The organism is Aestuariivivens sediminicola, assembly GCF_022662015.1.
GTDB lineage: Bacteria > Bacteroidota > Bacteroidia > Flavobacteriales > Flavobacteriaceae > Aestuariivivens > Aestuariivivens sediminicola.
This window is the reverse complement of sequence record NZ_JAKMCM010000009.1, coordinates 1-20982: the sequence shown is the minus strand read 5'-3', so window position 1 is coordinate 20982 and position 20982 is coordinate 1. Positions and strand designations below refer to the sequence as shown.

At 39.8% G+C, this 20982-nt stretch carries 20 protein-coding genes; 11 read left to right on the top strand and 9 right to left on the bottom strand.

Annotation, left to right across the window (positions count from 1 at the left end; all coding sequences use genetic code 11):
- Positions 1-26 precede the first annotated feature (26 nt).
- Complete coding sequence (locus tag MR041_RS14705; RefSeq protein WP_242095010.1) at positions 27-1136, bottom strand: heparan-alpha-glucosaminide N-acetyltransferase domain-containing protein; 1110 nt, start codon at positions 1134-1136, stop codon at positions 27-29.
- 100 nt (positions 1137-1236) lie between these two features.
- On the opposite strand from MR041_RS14705, the gene MR041_RS14700 reads away from it, so the two are divergent.
- The 3 genes from MR041_RS14700 (at position 1237) to MR041_RS14690 (ending at position 4742) form a co-directional block, all read left to right on the top strand.
- Complete coding sequence (locus MR041_RS14700) at positions 1237-2613, top strand: alanine/glycine:cation symporter family protein (protein ID WP_242095009.1); 1377 nt, start codon at positions 1237-1239, stop codon at positions 2611-2613.
- Positions 2614-2758: 145 nt separating this feature from the next.
- Positions 2759-3022: a DUF4212 domain-containing protein gene (locus MR041_RS14695; protein WP_242095008.1), complete on the top strand. Its 264-nt coding sequence runs from the start codon at positions 2759-2761 to the stop codon at positions 3020-3022.
- Positions 3015-4742: a sodium:solute symporter family protein gene (locus tag MR041_RS14690; RefSeq protein ID WP_422613579.1), complete on the top strand. Its 1728-nt coding sequence runs from the start codon at positions 3015-3017 to the stop codon at positions 4740-4742. The genes MR041_RS14695 and MR041_RS14690 overlap by 8 nt, the downstream gene beginning before the upstream one ends.
- A gap of 87 nt (positions 4743-4829) precedes the next feature.
- Here the strand turns inward: MR041_RS14690 and MR041_RS14685 are convergent, their stop codons facing one another.
- From MR041_RS14685 to MR041_RS14675, 3 genes are all read right to left on the bottom strand, one after another.
- On the bottom strand, positions 4830-5417 hold the full coding sequence (locus MR041_RS14685; RefSeq protein WP_242095006.1) for an outer membrane beta-barrel protein: 588 nt from the start codon (positions 5415-5417) through the stop codon (positions 4830-4832).
- 109 nt (positions 5418-5526) lie between these two features.
- Entirely contained in the window at positions 5527-6480 is a 954-nt protein-coding gene (locus MR041_RS14680) for a transketolase family protein (protein ID WP_242095005.1), read from the bottom strand.
- A gap of 19 nt (positions 6481-6499) precedes the next feature.
- Positions 6500-7345, bottom strand: coding sequence for a transketolase (locus MR041_RS14675; protein ID WP_242095004.1), 846 nt, complete (start codon positions 7343-7345; stop codon positions 6500-6502).
- 152 nt (positions 7346-7497) lie between these two features.
- Here MR041_RS14675 and tgt point away from each other — a divergent pair, with 152 nt between their 5' ends.
- The 6 genes from tgt (at position 7498) to MR041_RS14645 (ending at position 14774) form a co-directional block, all read left to right on the top strand.
- The gene (gene tgt / locus MR041_RS14670) at positions 7498-8628 is read left to right on the top strand and encodes a tRNA guanosine(34) transglycosylase Tgt (protein ID WP_242095003.1); all 1131 of its coding nucleotides are present in this window, start codon (positions 7498-7500) and stop codon (positions 8626-8628) included.
- 86 nt (positions 8629-8714) lie between these two features.
- On the top strand, positions 8715-9791 hold the full coding sequence (locus MR041_RS14665; protein ID WP_242095002.1) for an LptF/LptG family permease: 1077 nt from the start codon (positions 8715-8717) through the stop codon (positions 9789-9791).
- Complete coding sequence (locus tag MR041_RS14660; protein WP_242095001.1) at positions 9778-10674, top strand: DMT family transporter; 897 nt, start codon at positions 9778-9780, stop codon at positions 10672-10674. The genes MR041_RS14665 and MR041_RS14660 overlap by 14 nt, the downstream gene beginning before the upstream one ends.
- Positions 10675-10730: 56 nt before the next feature.
- Positions 10731-11684, top strand: coding sequence for an acetyl-CoA carboxylase carboxyltransferase subunit alpha (locus MR041_RS14655; RefSeq protein ID WP_242095000.1), 954 nt, complete (start codon positions 10731-10733; stop codon positions 11682-11684).
- Positions 11685-11851: 167 nt separating this feature from the next.
- Positions 11852-13390 carry a replicative DNA helicase gene (gene dnaB, locus MR041_RS14650; RefSeq protein WP_242094999.1) on the top strand — a complete coding sequence of 513 codons (1539 nt, stop codon included), beginning with the start codon at positions 11852-11854 and terminating at the stop codon, positions 13388-13390.
- 199 nt (positions 13391-13589) lie between these two features.
- On the top strand, positions 13590-14774 hold the full coding sequence (locus MR041_RS14645; RefSeq protein ID WP_242095038.1) for an asparagine synthetase B: 1185 nt from the start codon (positions 13590-13592) through the stop codon (positions 14772-14774).
- A gap of 6 nt (positions 14775-14780) precedes the next feature.
- Here MR041_RS14645 and MR041_RS14640 read toward each other — a convergent pair whose 3' ends face one another.
- Positions 14781-15218, bottom strand: coding sequence for a hypothetical protein (locus MR041_RS14640; protein WP_242094998.1), 438 nt, complete (start codon positions 15216-15218; stop codon positions 14781-14783).
- A gap of 116 nt (positions 15219-15334) precedes the next feature.
- On the opposite strand from MR041_RS14640, the gene MR041_RS14635 reads away from it, so the two are divergent.
- Positions 15335-16873 (top strand): sulfatase family protein, encoded by a 1539-nt coding sequence (locus tag MR041_RS14635; protein WP_242094997.1) that lies wholly within the window; start codon positions 15335-15337, stop codon positions 16871-16873.
- A gap of 1 nt (position 16874) precedes the next feature.
- The gene (locus tag MR041_RS14630) at positions 16875-17297 is read left to right on the top strand and encodes a secondary thiamine-phosphate synthase enzyme YjbQ (protein WP_242094996.1); all 423 of its coding nucleotides are present in this window, start codon (positions 16875-16877) and stop codon (positions 17295-17297) included.
- Positions 17298-17381: 84 nt separating this feature from the next.
- Here the strand turns inward: MR041_RS14630 and rplT are convergent, their stop codons facing one another.
- The 4 genes from rplT to thrS form a co-directional block, all read right to left on the bottom strand.
- A complete protein-coding gene (gene rplT, locus MR041_RS14625; protein ID WP_242094995.1) occupies positions 17382-17726 on the bottom strand; it encodes a 50S ribosomal protein L20 in 345 nt (114 codons plus the stop codon).
- 99 nt (positions 17727-17825) lie between these two features.
- Positions 17826-18023, bottom strand: a complete 198-nt coding sequence (gene rpmI / locus MR041_RS14620; protein ID WP_242094994.1) for a 50S ribosomal protein L35 — start codon at positions 18021-18023, stop codon at positions 17826-17828.
- A gap of 152 nt (positions 18024-18175) precedes the next feature.
- Complete coding sequence (gene infC / locus MR041_RS14615; RefSeq protein WP_317221592.1) at positions 18176-18721, bottom strand: translation initiation factor IF-3; 546 nt, start codon at positions 18719-18721, stop codon at positions 18176-18178.
- Positions 18722-18751: 30 nt separating this feature from the next.
- On the bottom strand, positions 18752-20686 hold the full coding sequence (thrS, locus tag MR041_RS14610) for a threonine--tRNA ligase (RefSeq protein ID WP_242094993.1): 1935 nt from the start codon (positions 20684-20686) through the stop codon (positions 18752-18754).
- Positions 20687-20982 lie beyond the last annotated feature (296 nt).

The window sequence follows — 20982 nt, the reverse complement described above, 5'->3', positions numbered from 1 at the left end:
ATTGTTTATGTTTTTCATTATGAGATCTAGTGGCGAATGAGTTTGAACAAATGCTTAAGTTTTTCAAATAGTCTTCCAAAAAAACCGTATAGAAATGCATTGGTTTTGGCATAGTGAAATGAAATGAAACACACCAGTACAATAAAACCAAGGGCACCTAATATGGCCTCTGTAGGGGTCAATGACTTACTAAGATAACGTTTTAAACCATAACCTGTATAGCTACCATAAATTAGGATAAAGTGAATGACATAAATGGATAAGGTCTTTTGTCCTATTTTGGTTATTAAAGACTGTTTCAAGAAGCGTTCAAAGGTGTAAAAACAGGCAAACAGAATAAGCACATTACCAAAACGGGTAAACAAATAATTGTAGTTCGCTGAGGCTTGTAAAAGTTCAAATCCGGTTATATGATACAATTTAATTAAAAACCATGAGGAATAATAAATGAGTAAAAGTCCCACACTAAGGAAAGTGATTATGGTGAGAAGCTTAAATCTGGATTTATTCACATGCCTGAAAAACACGGTGGCCAACCAGGCACCGTAGGCCGTATATCCTAACCAGGGTAAAAGGGTAAATACTGAACCATGTGACTTACTGAGATAATTCTCAAGAAATAGTGGTAACCAGGGCAATACCAGGTTTCTATAAAGGGGTTCTGTTAAGAAACAGGTCGTGCCAAAAATGGCCAACACCGTTGAAAGTGTATAACTGTACTTTTTGAGAAGGATGTGCAATCCAACAAGCATAATGAGTGAAACACCAATACATTGCAATACATCCACTGCCAAAAAATTGTAATTAAAATGCCCGGTCAACCATCCAACAAGGTTAATGCGCAAACTGTAACCAATGGCAATCAGTAAGAACCCCCTGTTAAGACCTTTTCGTATTCTGGGTGCGTCGTCGCCTTTGGCGTAGGCCCTTAATAACAAATACATAAAAACCAAACCGGAAATAGTAAAGAAAGTAGGGGCCGTTATACCCCTAAAATACACCCAAATGGAATACATGGTATTCGAAGGATCTCTAAAAATGGGGTCGATAAGTGTGTCGATAAAATGCCCCTGGAGCATCATTAAAATTGCAAATGCTCTAACGGTATCTATAAAATACAAACGAATGGTTTGCAAAATATTAGGTTTGGTCAGGCTAAATATACTTCGAATAATTTTAACATTTGCTCCGCTAAAATGATATATTTATAAAATATTTTCGGACCAATGACGCTTTATGGAGCAATTCCTCAGTGATTTTTCATCCTTCGTATGGGGTCTGCCGTTGTTAATTCTTTTAGTTGGCGGTGGCTTATACCTTTTGATTTTATCCAGATTTTTGCCATTTCGATATTTAGGACATGCTATTCAGGTCTTGGGTGGAAAATATGACAATCCTAACGATAGTGGACATATTAGTCATTTTCAAGCTTTAACCACCGCATTGTCTGCTACTGTGGGTATGGGGAACATTGCTGGCGTGGCTGTGGCCATAGCAATTGGCGGACCGGGTGCGATATTTTGGATGTGGGTAAGTGCCATTATTGGAATGTCTACCAAGTTTTTTACATCGGCATTGGCCATTATGTATCGCGGGAGAGATAGCATCGGTGTTTTACAAGGAGGGCCAATGTATTTTATTACGGAAGGCCTTGGGAAATCATGGAAACCCTTGGCCGTTATGTTCAGTATTAGTGGATTGGTCGGGGCGCTGCCCGTCTTTAATGTAAATCAATTAACGCAGGCGGTTAACGATATTTTATTAATCCCTAATGGCGTTGAAGTGGGGCTTTGGTCCAACAGTATTATCGGTTTGATTTTGGTTGTAATAACCTCAGTGGTTATTCTGGGTGGCTTAAAAAGAATCAGCAAAACGGCGTCAAAATTGGTGCCGTCAATGGTGTTGCTCTATTTCATTTCAGTTCTGGTGATATTAATCCTCAATGCAGATGTGGTCCCGAAGTATGTTTTAATGATTTTTACGGACGCTTTTACAGCCAATAATTTTGCAGGTGATGCTTTTTTGGGAGGTCTTGTAGGGGGGCTCATCTTATTAGGTATTCGTCGGGGAGCGTTCTCCAACGAAGCGGGAATTGGAACAGCTCCAATGGCACATGGTGCTGCCAAAACTAATGAACCGATACGTGAAGGTTTAGTGGCTATGTTAGGTCCGGCTATAGATACCCTTGTCGTGTGCACACTAACGGCTCTTGCTATTTTGGTAACCGGTGTTTGGCAGACTACCGATGCAAACGGGGTGTCCCTGACAGCTTCTGCATTTGCCAATGCCATGCCAGATATAGGGAATTATGTCCTGTTATTATGTATTCTTGTTTTTAGTGTATCCTCCTTGTTCTCCTATTCTTATTATGGGAGCAAATGCATGTCCTTTTTGTTCGGAGACCGCTATAAGCATTACTACAACTATGTTTACATTGTCAGTATACTCATAGGGGCAACGACAACCCTGACCATGATGATTAACTTGATCGATGGTTTTTTCGCATTAATGGCTATTCCAACAATGACAGCGACTATAATTCTGGCCCCTCGTGTTGTAAAGGAAATTAGAATTTATATAAACAAAATAAATCAGAAACAGACTATGGAATAATAGCGCGCTTTTAAGACTGAATTATTTACAAAATTCTATATTTGATGGTTTTGATGAGATAATTTCTCATCCAAAATGTATTTAAAGCCTGTTATTAGAGCTATACCGACATCACATGAACCGATGATAATGAAAACCAAGAATAATGAATAAAAAAGAAAAAATTAAAGCAAAGGCCTACTGGCACGAAAACATTAAGTATGTGCTCATATTGTTAACCATATGGTTTCTTGTTTCCTATGGTGCAGGTATCCTGTTTAAGGATGAACTCAATCAATTTAAAATAGCAGGTTTTAAACTTGGGTTTTGGTTTGCTCAACAGGGTTCCATGTATGTTTTTGTCATACTCATCTTTGTTTATGTTCGTCTGATGAATGCATTGGATAAAAAGTATGGCTATGATGAGTAATATGATGGTATTGGCAGGTGTTGATGTTCAGCAATGGACCTATATTTTGGTAGGCCTGACGTTTGCCTTGTACATTGGCATTGCCATATGGTCAAGGGCCAACTCTACAAAGGATTTTTATGTTGCCGGTGGCGGGGTTTCGCCCTTGGCCAACGGGATGGCTACTGCAGCCGATTGGATGAGTGCGGCCTCATTCATTTCCATGGCAGGGATTATTTCATTCGCGGGGTATGATGGTGCCGTATATCTTATGGGCTGGACCGGTGGCTATGTACTTCTGGCACTTTTGCTGGCACCTTATTTAAGAAAGTTCGGGAAATTTACCGTACCGGATTTTATTGGCGATCGGTATTACTCCAAAACGGCTCGCTTGGTGGCTGTTTTTTGTGCCCTATTGGTATCCTTTACCTACGTTGCAGGACAGATGCGAGGCGTGGGGATCGTATTTTCCAGATTTCTTGAGGTAGATATCAACACTGGGGTTATTATTGGTATGTTCATCGTTCTTTTTTATGCTGTTTTGGGTGGTATGAAGGGGATCACCTATACGCAGGTCGCCCAATATTGTGTTTTAATTTTTGCCTTTATGGTGCCTGCTATCTTTATATCTATTCAAATGACCGGGAATCCGATACCCCAATTTGGATTTGGAAGCGAGCTGGCGGATGGTTCGGGAACCTATCTTTTGGATAAGCTGGATGGTTTAAGTACGGAACTGGGTTTTGCTGAGTATACCGAGGGCTCGAAAGCCATGATAGATGTATTTGCCATTACTTTGGCTCTAATGGTGGGTACTGCAGGTTTACCGCATGTGATCGTGAGATTTTTTACGGTAAAACGGGTTCGGGATGCTCGTAAATCGGCGGGGATTGCCCTCTTATTAATCGTCATTCTCTATACAACAGCACCTGCGGTGGCTGTTTTTGCCAGAACCAATATGATTGAAACGGTATCCAATAAACCCATTACCTCTGTTCCTGATTGGTTTAAAAAATGGGAAACAACGGGATTAATAACCTTTACTGACAAGAATAACGACGGTCGTATTCAATACGTAGCAAATAATGATGCCAATGAACTGGTCGTAGATCGGGATATCATGGTTTTGGCCAATCCCGAAATTGCAAACCTACCAAACTGGGTTATTGCCCTTGTGGCCGCAGGAGGCTTAGCCGCAGCTTTATCGACAGCGGCAGGGTTATTATTAGTTATCTCGGCCTCTGTGTCCCATGATCTTGTTAAAAAAATAATCAATCCTAAAATTTCAGAAAAAGGCGAATTAATTGCGGCGCGTCTCTCGGCCGTAGGTGCTGTCTGTGTAGCAGGGTATTTTGGCATTAATCCTCCCGGATTCGTTGCTGCTGTGGTTGCCTTGGCTTTTGGCCTGGCCGCAGCTTCTTTTTTCCCCGCTATTATTTTAGGCATCTTTTATAAACGTATGAATAAAGAGGGCGCTATTGCGGGTATGGTGGTAGGTATCGTTACCATGCTTTTATATATGATCAAATACAAGTTGGGTTGGTTCGATGAGACCCTACCGGATAAAAGTGAATGGTGGTTTGGTATTTCTCCGGAAGGATTTGGTACGGTGGCTATGGTGCTTAATTTTGTCGTGTCTGTAGCCATAATGAAATTTACGCCAAAACCACCCAGGCGCGTACAGAATATTGTGGAAAAAATAAGAATACCCAGCGGCGCTGGAAAAGCTACAGGGCATTAATGCTTTGCACTTACTTAATATCTAAAAAGCCATGGTACGCCATGGCTTTTTTTAAATGAACGATTACGGAATCGTACGTATTTGATTTTAAAGAATAAAAGATAGACTCAATATCAGCTGGTCTGGCCGTGTATCCAAACGACCCGGATCTGTAGAAAGTTCATCAATAAAAAATTGAGCTTCATTGTTGTTAAACCCTCTTTCATAGCGCAGGTCAATACCAACTCTCTTAATGTTAAATCCGATACCAAAATTAAGGCCCAAAGTGAAATCGTTTTCAATGTCCTTAATGGAAATACCGTCGTATTCCGTATCTAATATATATTGAAATGCAGGTCCTCCAAAGACGCTAATTGGACCCAGTACCTTAATACCAACCAATAGGGGGGCATCCAACTTTTCCATTTTAAAGGTGTCGTTGTCATAATCACTTTTGGTGCTCGTATACATCAACTCCGGTTTAAAATAAACCTTATTACCTATTTTTCCGAATATGCCTAAATGGTAGCCAATGTTCCTGTCCGGGTTTTTTGCATTGGTGCTGATGGATTCAAAATATTTGCCGTTGGCATTATAGTTCAAACCCCCTTTAAATCCAAAACCTGTTGAAGTTTGAGCAGTTAGTCCTACCGTAAAGAGTATGGTTAGTAAAGGAATTAAAAATAATCTGTTCATAATAAAAAGTTTTTTAGATTGAGGTTGTATACAATCAAAAACGCTGCCAAAGATGATTTATTTCTTTTAACAGCGTTTCCATTAAATTGTTAGCCTCTGAATGCTCGGGCTATTTTCTTTTTATGACGGTTTCCACTTTTGAGATGATCGCCTCACTATCTAACCCATATTTTTTCATGAGTTGTGCAGGCGTTCCTGATTCACCAAAAGTGTCATTGGTAGCGACGAATTCTTGGGGCGTAGGATGCGAAAGCGCCAGTGTCCTCGCAACACTTTCACCCAATCCGCCCAAAATGTTATGTTCCTCACATGTCACAATACAACCCGTTTTGCGAACAGAATCTAAAATGGCTTGTTCATCCAGAGGTTTAATGGTATGAATATTTATAACCTCGGCAGAAATACCCTTTTCGTGTAATACTTTTGAAGCTTCCAAAGCCTCCCAGACCAAATGCCCCGTCGCGACGATGGTCACGTCGTTTCCTTCAGTAAACCGAATGGCCTTGCCAATTTCGAATTTCTGATCGGCAGGTGTGAAAATAGGAACTGAGGGTCTTCCAAAACGCAAATAGACAGGTCCTACATGATCGGCAATGGCAATGGTGGCTGCTTTGGTCTGATTATAATCGCATGGGTTAATAACGACCATGCCCGGTAGCATTTTCATAAGACCAATATCTTCAAGAATCTGATGTGTCGCACCATCTTCACCTAAGGTTAACCCGGCATGTGAAGCACATATCTTCACATTTTTACCCGAATATGCAATGGACTGACGGATTTGATCGTAAACGCGCCCTGTCGAGAAATTGGCAAAAGTACCTGTAAACGGAATTTTACCCCCAATGGTCAAACCAGCTGCTATCCCCATCATATTAGCCTCTGCAACGCCAACTTGAAAAAAGCGTTTTGGGTTTTCATTAATGAAGGTATTCATTTTTAAGGATCCTACTAAATCCGCACAAAGCGCTACCACATTGGGATGTGTTCGTCCCAATTCAGCCAGACCAGCTCCAAATCCGCTTCTTGTATCTTTTTTCTCGGTATAGGTATAGGTTTTCATGTTCTCTAATATTGCTGGTTTAGTAATCGCCTAAAGTTTCCGGGTTCTGAGCCAATCCGATGGCCAACTGTTCATCGTTGGGGGCCTTACCATGCCAGGCATGGGTATGCATCATGAAATCGACACCATGACCCATAACGGTTTTCAACAAGACACACACAGGTTTGCCCTCGCCTGTTTTACTTTTGGCCTCGGCCATGCCTTCTAATATGGCTTCGATTGAATTTCCTTCTTCAATAACTGTAACAGACCATCCAAAGGCTTCAAATTTATCTTTAAGGTTACCCATAGGTAAGACGTCATCTGTGGCGCCATCAATTTGCTGCCCGTTTAAATCTACTGTCGCAATTAAATTATCTACCTGGTTCGCGGCAGCATACATCATGGCTTCCCAATTCTGCCCCTCTTGTAATTCACCATCACCGTGAAGTGAGTAGATTAAATGCGGATCATTATTCAATTTTTTCGCTTGAGCTGCTCCAATGGCGACAGACATGCCCTGACCCAACGAGCCTGACGCAATTCGCACACCCGGTAAACCTTCATGGGTTGTTGGATGACCTTGCAATCGGGAATCGATTAATCTAAAAGTGTTCAATTCTTCTATGGGGAAATAGCCGTTTCTTGCCAATACACTATAGAATAATGGTGAAATATGACCATTGGATAAAAAGAAAATATCTTCACCCAAGCCATCCATGTCAAATTGGTCTTTTCGCTCCATAATAGTGTAATACAAAGCAACTAAAAATTCCGTGCATCCTAGGGATCCTCCGGGATGACCGGAATTTACCTTATGAACCATTCTTAAAATATCCCTTCGTACCTGTGTACAGATATTCTCTAAATCTTGTGTGTTTGGCATGTTTTAATTTTTTGTCCGGACAAAAATAGAGTATTATCAATGTTTTGCAAAGTAATTATACCCTATTTTACCATAAGTTTTAAGTAGTGCGAATATGTTTATTTTTTTCGGGATAAAATATGTAGGTTTGTCGACCTGGTAGAACGGTGCATATGAAATTTGAATTACATACTACAGATCCTAAGAGTAAGGCAAGAGCGGGTACGATTATAACGGATCACGGGAGAATTGAAACACCAATTTTTATGCCTGTTGGTACCGTAGGTTCCGTAAAAGGGGTGCATCAAAGGGAGCTGAGAGACGATATTAATCCGGATATTATTTTAGGCAATACCTACCATCTTTATTTAAGACCCCAAATCGATATTTTAGAAAAGGCCGGTGGACTCCATAAATTCATGAACTGGGACAGGAGCATATTGACCGATTCTGGAGGGTATCAGGTGTACTCTTTATCTGCTAACCGAAAGATCAAGGAAGAAGGTGTAAAATTCAAGTCTCACATCGACGGGAGTTATCATGTGTTTACGCCCGAAAATGTTATGGAAATTCAGCGCAGTATTGGAGCCGATATTATAATGGCTTTCGATGAATGTACGCCATATCCCTGCGATTACCGGTATGCGAAGGGGTCCATGCTCATGACGCATCGTTGGTTGGACAGATGTTTGGCCCATTTAGAGAAAACCCCATTAAAGTACGATTATGATCAAGCCTTTTTTCCAATCGTTCAGGGAAGTACCTATAGTGATTTAAGGCAACAATCCGCCGAGTACATTGCGAATACAGATGCTTTTGGTAATGCCATTGGTGGATTATCGGTTGGTGAGCCTGCGGAAGAGATGTATGCCATGACCGATGTGGTATGCGCTATTTTACCTGAAGACAAGCCACGATATCTCATGGGTGTAGGTACACCAATTAATATTTTAGAGAATATTGCTTTGGGTATCGATATGTTTGACTGTGTGATGCCGACCAGAAATGGCAGGAACGGGATGTTATTCACAGCACATGGCACGATCAATATAAAAAATAAAAAGTGGGAGTCAGATTTTAGCCTAATTGACGATATGGGCATGACCTTTGTAGATACCGAATACAGCAAGGCTTATTTGAAACACCTCTTTTCGGTAAATGAATTATTGGGAAAACAAATTGCCACAATTCATAATTTAGGTTTTTATTTGTGGTTGGTTAGAGAAGCTAGAAAACATATATTAGCTGGAGATTTTAGGGTGTGGAAAGATAAAATGGTGAAGCAAATGGATAAACGATTGTAGCAACACCACCCGCAGGCCTTAATATTGTAGTATATTTTAAAGAAATTTGAAGACCTAAAGTTGCCTCTCTCCTCTGGAGGATTAGTATGAAGATACTCGACTGGTACATATTAAAACGCTATCTGTTCACATTTTTCATGATGCTCTTGTTGTTCATTCCAATTGGAATTACAGTGCATCTTGCGGAAAAGATTGGCCGAATACTGGAAAATGAGGTCCCTTTTGGTGAGGTCATGCTTTACTTTTTGGATTTTACCATTTATTTTGCACATCTATTATTTCCGTTATTTTTATTTCTATCAGTCATTTGGTTTACCTCGAAATTAGCCAATAACACCGAGGTTATTGCCTTTTTGAGCTCCGGGGTTTCGTTTACCCGATTTCTAAGACCCTATTTAATTGGAGCCTTTATCGTGGCCATATTGGCCATTGTTCTTGGATTATACCTTGCACCAAAGGCGAGTGAGGGATTCAATGATTTTAGTTATAAATACTTAAAAAAGGGAAGAAGCGCGGTCGTTAATACCAATGTGTTCAGACAGATTAATGACAACGATATTATATACGTAAGCCGTTTTGATGTTAAGAACAAACAGGGTTACGATTTCACATTCGAACACTTCGAAAACAACAAGTTGGTCTATAAGATTAATGCCAGTAGTATTAAATACCTTGAAAAAGACTCTGTTTACAGGCTCACGAATTATGTGAAACGAAAAGTGGGTGAAGTTGAAGACATTATAGAGGATGTGAGACGTAAGGATACCGTTTTTTCTTTCGATGTCGATGATCTTACTCCCGTAATTTATATAGCGGAAACCCTGAGTTATCCTGAACTGAATGAATTTATTAGAAAGGAAGAGTTAAGAGGCTCTTCCAATATCGGACGTTATAAATTGGTTAAATATAGAAAATGGAGTCTTCCTGTTTCGGTATTTATTCTAACTATAATTGCCGTGGCGGTATCTTCCATAAAGCGTCGGGGAGGTATGGGGGTTAATTTGGCCGTAGGTATTTGTATTGCCATGGTATTTGTATTTTTTGATAAGATCTTCGGTGTCATGGCCGAACAATCAGATTTTCCTCCGGTCATTGCAGTATGGTTTCCTAATGTCATTTTTGGTATTTTAGCCTTATATCTCTTAAAAAATGCCAAGCGATAAATTAAAAAATTATTTACATCTTCATTTTTTAGTTTTTGTCGCCGGATTCACAGCGATATTAGGTGAGGTAATTTCAATCACTGCCATACCATTGGTTTGGTATCGAATGGTAATGGCTTCCATTTTGATATTGGCCTATGTAAAGCTGGCACGAATACGACTTAAAATACGGCCAAAAGCCATGTTGAGATTGTCCATTGCCGGAATCATTATTGCCTTGCATTGGATTACATTTTTTGGTGCCATAGATGTAGCCAATGTGTCTATTGCTTTAGCCATGTTTTCAACAGGGGCCTTCTTTGCATCATTCATAGAACCCATCATATACAAGCGTAAGGTCATATGGTATGAAATCCTGTTTGGCATTTCCGTAGTCATTGGGGTATACATCATTACGCAAAGTGAGATGCGCTATCTGTCGGGCATTGTTCTCGGTATTATATCTGCGTTTCTGTCCTCATTATTCGCTGTTTTAAATGGCAAGTTTCTGCAACAACACACAGCCACCGTTATCTCGTTTTATGAATTCGTTAGTGGGGTATTATTTATTAGCGTATTTATCCTGATCTTTAAGGGAGGATTTACCTCAAGTTTCTTTTCATTGAGTAGTTCGGATTTTTGGTATTTGTTTATTTTGGCGTCAATATGTACGGCATATGCCTTTATTGCCGCTGTTCATGTGATGAAACTTATTAGTCCGTTTACCGTAGTTTTGACCTATAATTTAGAACCCGTATACGGAATAATAATGGCGGTTATTCTGTTTCCTGAAAAGGAAAAAATGAGTAATTCCTTTTATTTTGGAGCAGCAATAATAATTGCCACCGTCCTGTTAAATGGTATTATTAAAAATTCAAAGCGCTTAAAAAGAAAAGCGACTTGACGATTTAAGACAATTAAAGTTTTTATATTTGTAGGCTAACTAAAACTAAAATTTTCATGGAATATTTAGAGTTTGAACTTCCCATAAAAGAGCTAGAGGAGCAACTGCAGAAATGTAAGATCATTGGAGAAGAAAGTGAAGTGGATGTTACAGAAACCTGCAAACAAATAGAAAAAAAGTTACAGCAGGCAAGAAAAGATATTTATAAAAAACTAACCCCATGGCAACGCGTTCAATTGTCACGTCACCCGGATAGGCCATATACTTTAGATTACATAAGGGCCATTTGCGGAAGTACTTTTTTAGAGTTGCATGGCGATAGAAGTTTTAAGGACGACAAGGCCATGATTGGAGGTTTAGGAAAAATTGGGGATCAGAGTTTCATGTTTATCGGACAACAAAAAGGGTATAATACCAAAACAAGGCAATACAGGAACTTTGGTATGGCCAATCCTGAAGGGTATCGTAAAGCCTTACGTTTAATGAAGTCGGCTGAAAAATTTGGTATTCCCGTAGTGACCATTTTGGATACACCGGGGGCCTATCCCGGACTGGAAGCTGAAGAGCGTGGGCAAGGAGAGGCTATCGCGAGAAATATATTGGAGATGACCCGATTGAAGGTGCCAATTATCACTGTTATAATTGGAGAAGGAGCCTCCGGAGGGGCATTGGGTATAGGTGTGGGAGATAAGGTTCTGATGTTGGAAAATACCTGGTACTCCGTAATATCACCGGAGTCATGCTCATCTATTTTATGGCGCAGTTGGGAATATAAGGAACAGGCGGCGGCAGCACTCAAACTCACGGCATCTGATATGAAAAAACTGAAGTTAGTGGATGACATTATAAAAGAACCTTTAGGAGGAGCTCATAGAGATCGAGAAAAGACCTTTAAATTGGTGAGCAACGCCATTGTCAAATCATACGATGAGTTTAAAAACTTATCACCAAAAGAATTGGTTGCACAGCGTATGGAAAAATATTCTAACATGGGTGTCTTTAAAGGATAACCCATTTAAAATCATACTTTAAAAAAAATCTGAAGTTATAGCTTCAGTTTTTTTTATGCTTATTCACAATAATTTTGAATTGTCAACAGTTCAATTGTTAATTAGTGGTTAACAACAGAAAAGTTGAAAATCGGCAGGACTCTTTCTTTTTAATTACTTTCGCATTTATGAAACAACCAAATCAAATTCAAGGCTATAAGGTCGATAAGGGAACACTTATCAATTTAGAAAAGGGGAAATTACCCCCTCAAGCCCTTGATTTAGAGGAAGTTGTGTTAGGGGCTATGATGATCGATAAAAAAGGAGTCGATGAAGTTATCGATATTCTTAGTCCTGAGGCATTTTATAAAGAAGCGCATCAGCATATTTTTGAGGCCATATTTCAATTATTCGAAAACAGTGAACCTATTGACTTATTAACCGTATCGAGTCAGTTAAAGAAAAATTCGAAATTGGAATTGTGTGGTGGTGATTTTTATCTGATTTCTCTTACGCAAAAGGTGTCATCTTCAGCTCATATCGAGTTTCATGCACGAATCATTTTACAAAAGTTTATCCAAAGGAGCTTAATCAAGATTTCCAGTGAAATTATTGAGGATGCTTACGATGAAACCAAGGATGTTTTTGATCTGTTAGATAAAGCTGAGGCCAGGTTATATGAAGTAACTCAGGGGAATATAAAGAAATCAAGTGAATCTGCCCTGGACCTCGTTATTCAGGCAAAAAAGAAAATTGAGGAGATTTCAAATAAAGAAGGCTTAAGTGGTATTCCTTCAGGCTTTACGAAAGTGGATAAATTGACTTCCGGTTGGCAGCCGTCCGATTTAATTATTGTTGCAGCACGTCCGGGTATGGGTAAAACGGCCCTTACCTTGTCCATGGCCAGAAATATTGCAGTTAACCAAAACATTCCCGTAGCATTTTTTTCCCTGGAGATGGCTTCGGTTCAGCTTATAACCCGCTTAATTTCAAGTGAAACGGGTTTGTCATCGGAGAAATTGAGAACAGGTAAATTAGAAAAGCATGAGTGGGAGCAACTTAATGTAAAGGTAAAGGGACTTGAAAAAGCGCCTTTGTATATCGATGATACGCCTTCCTTGTCCATTTTCGATTTACGTGCCAAGGCACGACGACTGTCTTCACAATATGGCGTAAAACTCATTATGATTGACTATTTGCAATTAATGACGGCTGGTGGGAATAACTCGGGTAACAGGGAGCAGGAAATTTCAATGATCTCAAGAAACCTGAAGGCCCTGGCCAAAGAGCTGGATGTTCCTGTAATAGCCTTATCCCAATTGTCCCGAGCTGTTGAGACGCGTGGAGGAAGTAAGCGACCTTTACTATCCGATTTACGTGAATCTGGGGCCATTGAGCAGGATGCCGACATTGTTAGTTTTATTTACCGGCCGGAATATTATAAAATTGATGAATGGGATGATGAAGAGCGATCGCCAACAGAAGGACAGGCCGAATTTATTGTGGCCAAGCACCGAAACGGAGGTTTGGACAGCATCCGATTAAAATTCATTGGTCATTTAGGTAAGTTCGATAATTTGGATACTTTTGACTCCCCATTCGAATTTCACAGTAAGATGAATGCGGCGGCGAACGATGATACCTTCAGACCGGACGATTTCCGAACAAATCCGGATCAGGCATTTGGAAGTTCGGCTAATGACGACGAGGACGATGTGCCATTCTAAAATGCAATAAATGTTCTTAAATAGGTCTACTCGGAATAATTTTTGAGTATCTTTCCACAAGAATTAAGTGTCATTTTTATCCCTGAAAACAGGGAATTAAATACCGTATAGACGAGTATCCATGTTAAAAACAATTGGTGTTTTCATTTTAGTTTTGAGTATTTCCATAAAGTCCTTCGCGTCCTATATTCTCATACCTATGGATGCCGAAAGTCAAAAAAATCATCTAAAGGCATATGGCATTACCTATTGGACACTCAGTAAACAATTGAAGGTAAAATGGCTCCTTAATTACAGGGGAGGTTCATTTCTATTACCAGATACTGAAGTCATTCAGAAGGAATGTCAGATTAGGGGCATATCCTTTGAGGTGATATCCAATGCACAGGCGGAACAGATATTAACGGAGATCGATAGTCCCAGTCAGAATATGGAAGCTGTTGTCCTGGAAAAAGCACCTAAAATAGCTGTGTATTCACCACCCTCAAATCAACCCTGGGATGACGCTGTGACCATGGTATTGTCCTATGCCGAGATTCCCTACGAAACTATTTATGATGAAGAAGTCCTTAATGATGGACTACTCGTATTCGATTGGTTACATCTGCATCACGAGGACTTTACGGGGCAGTATGGAAAATTTTATGGAGCCTACCGCGCACACTCATGGTATATTGAAGAAAAAAGAACTGCAGAGGCCTTGGCTTTAAAGTTGGGTTTTAGTAAAGTTTCTAATGAAAAATTAGAGGTTGCAAAAAAAATTCGCGATTACGTCATTGGAGGTGGTTTTATGTTTGCCATGTGCAGTGCCACGGACAGTTTCGACATTGCCCTGGCAGCGGAAGGTGTCGATATATGTGAGCCTATGTTTGATGGTGATGGGAGCGATCCGGCCTATCAAAACAAAATAGATTATAGTAAATCCTTTGCTTTTACCAATTTTATTTTGGAACAAAACCCGTTAATCTACGAATTCTCTTCCATAGATATGACGCGTAAGCGATTAATTCCAAAAGCCACAGATTATTTTTCCCTGATGGAGTTTTCGGCTAAATGGGATCCTATACCAACGATGTTATGTCAGAACCATACAGCATTGGTAAAAGGATTTATGGGGCAAACGACTTCATTTACAAGAGATGAAATAAAACCAAATGTTCTGGTGTTGGGTGAAAACAAGGCCAATGGAGAAGCCAAATATATACATGGCATAAGAGGAAAAGGCTTCTTTACTTTTTATGGCGGGCACGATCCCGAAGATTATCAGCATAGAGTAGGGGATTCCAAAACAGAGTTAGATTTACACCCTACATCCCCGGGATATCGCCTCATATTAAATAATGTGTTATTTCCTGCGGCACGAAAGAAAAAACAAAAAACCTGATAAGGTTTAATCGGCTACCAATTCACGCTCGAAGGTATAAATGAATCCATCGGCAGCGGGACCTGTAGAGGTTTCATTTTCATCGATAACAAGAACATTCTGGGATTCGAAATATAATTGTCCCATTTCTGCATCATCAATACGAATAAAATTTTCAGAATCAACCACACTGATCAAATAACTGTAGGTTCCTGAGTCCAGTCCATCTGCTTTTGTGATATCCGTATTATTGTTCTCTACAGTGAGGATGCCATCCTCGTCGTTGAATGACCAAATTATGGTTTCGAGATCGAAATCATCATCTACACCGGAAATCCCTCCGGCGACATTTACAAGGTGCCAGAGGCTTTTATAGGATTGCTGATTGTTATTCGTATCAGTATCCAATGAGCAACTTGACAGACATAAGGCGAGACATAAAAAATAAATAATATGATACTTCATTTTATTCTGTGTTTTTTATTAGGATGAAAAATGTGTTAAATGGTTGCGCTTTAAATTGCAAAAACAATGACAAAATGTATGACTAAAATTGTACATTTAGAAATTACTACAATCATATGGCAAATATAATGATAAGATTAGGATGTTACCTATTTATCTTACTGCTCTTAAACTGCAAGCAGTATGACAACAGAAAGGATTCAGACGAAAAACCCAATATTCTTTTTATACTCTCTGATGATCACACATCACAGGCATGGGGTATATACGGTGGAATATTACAGGAATACGTCCAGAATGATAATTTAAAGCGATTGGCAGGCGAAGGTGTCGTATTGAATAATGCGTTTTGCACCAATTCGATTTGCTCACCCAGTCGAGCCAGTATGTTAACAGGACAATACAGTCATAAAAATCAGGTCTATACCCTAAGTGAACCCTTACCCAAGGGGCATCCAAACATTGCTAAAACCCTGGGAGAACATGGCTATCAGACCGCACTTATTGGCAAATGGCACTTGGTTGAGCAACCTGAAGGATTTCAGTATTTTAATGTGCTTCCAGGACAGGGACGGTATTGGAATCCGATATTGAAAAACAAAGCGAACTGGCAAGACGGGCCTGATGGTACAATGGGAAAGGTTTATGACGGTTTCTCTACAGATGTCATCACCGATTTGACTATTGCGCACTTAAAACAACGCGATACCTCTGCACCATTTTTCATGATGTGTAACTTCAAAGCGACGCATGAACCCTTTGAGTATCCCGAACGCTTTAAGACCTTGTATGAAGGCGTCGACATTCCTGAACCCGAATCTCTTCTTGATTTTGGACTGGGAAATGGGGGACGTACCTTTTTGGGGCAGAAACTTGAAAACATGGCGATAAGATGGGAGAAGGCCTATTTACATCCGGATGAATTTTGGACGAGTTACCCGGGGTTGCCATTTATTAAGGAAGGCTTGGACAGTATTGCCTTGAGGAAAAAAATATATCAGAAATTTGTTAAGGATTTTATGCGTTGTGGTGCGGCGATCAATGATAATATCGGGAAGTTGCTCGATTATCTGGAAGAATCTGGAATAGCAGAGAATACAATTGTTATCTATACAGCAGACCAGGGCTATTTTTTGGGTGAGCATGGATTTTTTGACAAGCGGTTAATATATGAAGAATCCCTAAGAATGCCCTTCGTGATCCGATATCCTAAAGAACTAAAAGGGGGGACGCGGATAGATGATATTATTTTAAATATTGATTTCCCCGCGCTGTTGGCCGATTTTGCCGGAATTGAAAAACCGCAGTATATGCAGGGGGAAAGTTTCAGGGAGAACCTTAAGGGCAATACACCGGATGATTGGAGACAACAGATGTATTATCAATACTGGTTGCATCATCCCAATAGGCCGGCGCATTTTGGAATACGAAATCACAGGTATAAATTAGCCTATTTTTATGGAAAAGGTTTAGATATGCATGGTGCCTCTAAAGAAGATACGCCACCCACCTGGGAGTTTTACGATTTGGAAAAAGACCCTAAGGAACTCAAAAATGCGATTAATGATTCTTTAAATGCTGAAATTATAAAGCAAATGAAAGGGGCCATAAAGCCATTACAGGAGCAATATGAGGTCCCGGATTTAGATTTTTAATATGCATTTTTTCCAGAAGAAAATACAGTTAAGGGCCTATCCAAGAGGATTTCACATTATCACAGATAGTGTTAGAGCGGCGCTCCCGGAGATCAAGACGATAAAAATTGGGCAGTTACAAGTATTTATTAATCATACCTCAGCCAGTTTAACCATCAATGAAAATGCAGACCACAGCGTGAGATCCGATTTTGAAAGTCATTTTAATGTCATGGTCCCTGAGAACGAACCGCATTATGAGCATACGTACGAGGGTTCTGACGATATGCCGGCTCATATTAAATCCTCCTTGTTAGGCGCCTCCGTCCAAATACCAATTACCAACGGACAATTAAATTTAGGGATCTGGCAGGGTATTTATTTGTGTGAACACCGAGACCATGCACGAGGCAGACATCTTGTAATCACTGCCTTTGGTGTTTAGTTAAGACATAAAAAAATCCGATCTCAAAGAAGATCGGATTTTTACTTAAGCGAATAGTATATTTTTACATTGAGGCGATACGCCTTATTTAACCTTATCTACAATGGCTTTGAAAGCCTCAGGGTTATTCATGGCGAGATCGGCCAAAACCTTACGGTTGAGTTCGATATGGTTCGCCTTTAATTTCCCCATGAATTGCGAATAAGATAAACCGTGCTCTCTGGCTCCTGCGTTGATACGCTGAATCCATAAGGCACGAAATGTTCTTTTTTTGTTTCTGCGGTCTCTGTACGAATATTGCATCGCCTTCTCAACCGCATTTTTGGCTACTGTCCAAACATTTTTACGTCTTCCAAAGTAACCTTTTGCTTGCTTGAGAACCTTTTTTCTTCTGGCTCTCTTTGCTACAGAATTTACTGATCTTGGCATAATTTTAATTGTTTTTTGTAGTGGGCGGTTATTTTAATCTGATAACACTTTTTGGCCCAACTCCAGGGTTTATAAATTAATTTAACCGGTTAAATACTGTTACTTTAAGCGCAACATTAATTTAACATTGTTCTCGTCGGCCTCATCAACCGTAGTGGCATGAGTCAACGCGAGCTTACGCTTTTTAGACTTCTTGGTTAAGATGTGACTCTTAAAAGCGTGCTTCCTTTTAATCTTACCAGTACCCGTTAACTTAAAACGTTTTTTGGCACTAGATTTTGTTTTCATTTTAGGCATTGTCTTCTCCTAGTTTTTAATTACTTCGCTTAATTATTTTTAAACTATGGTCCCAAATTGTTTCGGGATCAAATAGTTATTTTTTACATCCAATGGCTTCGCTAACAGGTCCAGAACCATATTTCAGTCTGGGAATATCGTGCTCCGCAGCTTTATTTTTTGGGGGCTATAAACATGGTCATTCGCTTACCCTCCAATTTAGGCATTTGCTCCACCTTGCCATATTCCTCTAAATCCTGTGCCAGTCGTAATAACAAGATCTGTCCTTGTTCCTTAAATATAATTGAACGTCCTTTAAAAAATACGAACGCCTTAAGCTTGGCTCCTTCTTTGAGGAATTTTTCGGCATGTTTCTTTTTAAATTCATAATCATGGTCATCCGTTTGAGGTCCAAATCGAATTTCCTTGATAACTACTTTACTCGCTTTTGCCTTGAGCGCCTTCTCTCGTTTCTTTTGCTCATAAAGAAACTTTTTATAATCCATAACTTTACATACAGGAGGATCTGCCTTTGGTGAAATCTCAACTAAGTCTAAGCCTTGGTCATCGGCTATACTCAGTGCTTCTCTAATACTGTAGATACCTACTTCAACATTATCACCCACGACTCTCACCTTGGGTGCAGTGATTTTAGAGTTAATTCGATGCTTATCCTCTTGTGAAACCCTCTGGGGTTGTCTTCTTCTTCTAATTGCTATGGCTTATAATTTTTAATTAAACTTCTGTTATCAAAACGATTTTAACGTTTTAGTAATGTCATCTTTTATGATCTCAGCAAAATCTTCAAGACCCATCATTCCCAGATCCTCACCACCGTGTTTACGGACGGTTACCTTGTTTTCATGCGCTTCCTGTTCGCCAATAATGAGCATATAGGGATATTTCTGCATTTCCGCTTCACGGATTTTCTTCCCTATAGTTTCATTTCTGTGATCTACGAGGGCGCGAATTTCGTGATTTTCTAACAAATTTAAAACTTTTTCAGAGTATTTTTCATATTTCTCGCTCAGTGAGAGTATTTTAGCCTGTGTCGGCATCAGCCAAATTGGGAAATTCCCCCCGGTATGCTCTAAGAGCAGGGCTACAAAGCGTTCCATGCTGCCAAAAGGGGCGCGATGAATCATGACCGGTCGGTGCAACTCATTATCACTGCCCTTGTAGGTTAGATCGAATCGTTCAGGAAGGTTATAATCCACCTGTATGGTTCCTAATTGCCAGCGTCTTCCGAGGGCATCCTTGACCATAAAGTCCAGTTTGGGGCCATAAAATGCCGCCTCTCCGGTTTCGATGACATAATCTAATCCTTTGTCATTCGCAGCGTTAATAATAGCTTGCTCCGCTTTTTCCCAATTAGCGACATCACCAATATATTTGTCGGGATTCTCTGGATCCCTTACAGAAACCTGTGCCGTAAAGTTATCGAAACCTAAGGAACCAAAGACATAGAGGACCAGATCAATGACATCCTTAAATTCTTTGTCCAATTGTTCCGGAGTACAGAACAAATGGGCGTCATCTTGAGTAAATCCTCTAACACGAGTTAAACCATGTAACTCACCACTCTGTTCGTATCTGTAAACGGTGCCAAATTCGGCAAAGCGTTTGGGTAAATCCTTGTAACTCCATTGTGACGATTTATAAATTTCACAGTGGTGCGGGCAGTTCATGGGTTTTAATAAAAAGGCTTCATCTTCTTTGGGCGTATGTATGGGTTGAAAACTGTCTTCACCATATTTTGCATAATGCCCGGATGTGATATACAATTCTTTCTGACCAATATGTGGTGTAACCACCATTTCGTACCCTGCTTTTTTCTGAGCAGCCTTTAGGAAGTTTTCCAAGCGTTCCCGTAAGGCGGCACCTTTGGGCAGCCAAAGTGGCAGACCCTGACCAACCTTTTGAGAAAAGGTAAAAAGTTCCAGTTCTTTACCTAATTTTCTGTGATCCCTTTTTTTCGCTTCTTCAAGAAGTTCCAGATAAGCAGTAAGTTCCTTTTGCTTAGGAAACGAAATGCCATATACACGTGTGAGCTGAGGATTGTTCTCGTCTCCTCTCCAATAGGCACCGGCAACACTTAAAATTTTAACCGCTTTAATGAGGCCTGTATTGGGAATATGGCCTCCACGACACAAATCTGTAAATGTCGAGTGATCGCAAAATGTAATCGTGCCATCTTCAAGATTTTCTATAAGTTCCGTTTTAAAAGGATTGTCCTTATAGAAATCTAAAGCTTCGGCCTTGGGTACAGGATGCATTTTAAAATTGTGTTTACCACGTGCAATCTCAAGCATTTTCATTTCAAGCGTCTTGAAATCTTTTTCGGATATTGAATGATCACCGAAATCCACATCATAATAAAACCCATTTTCAATGGCGGGTCCAATCGTGAGATTTACCCCGGGATACAATTCTTCAATGGCCTGCGCCATAACGTGAGCTGAGGAATGCCAAAAGGCCTGTTTACCTTCATCATCTCTCCAAGTAAACAGAACCAATGCGCCGTCTTCGGACAATGGAGTAACCGTTTCTACTTTTGTACCGTTAAAACTTGCTGATATCACATTTCTTGCAAGCCCTTCGCTAATGCTTTTTGCAACATCCATTGGTGTAACGCCTGTATCAAAGGATTTTACACTTCCATCGGGTAAAGTTATGTTTATCATTAAATGAAATTAAAATTTGGCAGCAAAGATAAGAGTATAACCAAACACATACAATATATAATATATATATGTAACATTTAATCAAAGGATATGATACTCTAAATATGAAGGGTTGTATCAAATAGGGTTCAATTTTAGTTGAGCTATATGAGCCTGTGGGATTTTTTTAGGTATAACCACCGCATAGATAGGCAGTTAGTGAGGTGGATATTGTATTGTTAAAAAAAAGGTTTAAAAAGGTGTTGTGTAAAGCTAAAAGAGTATTATGTTTGCAGGCTCAAAAGCGGATAAGTTAT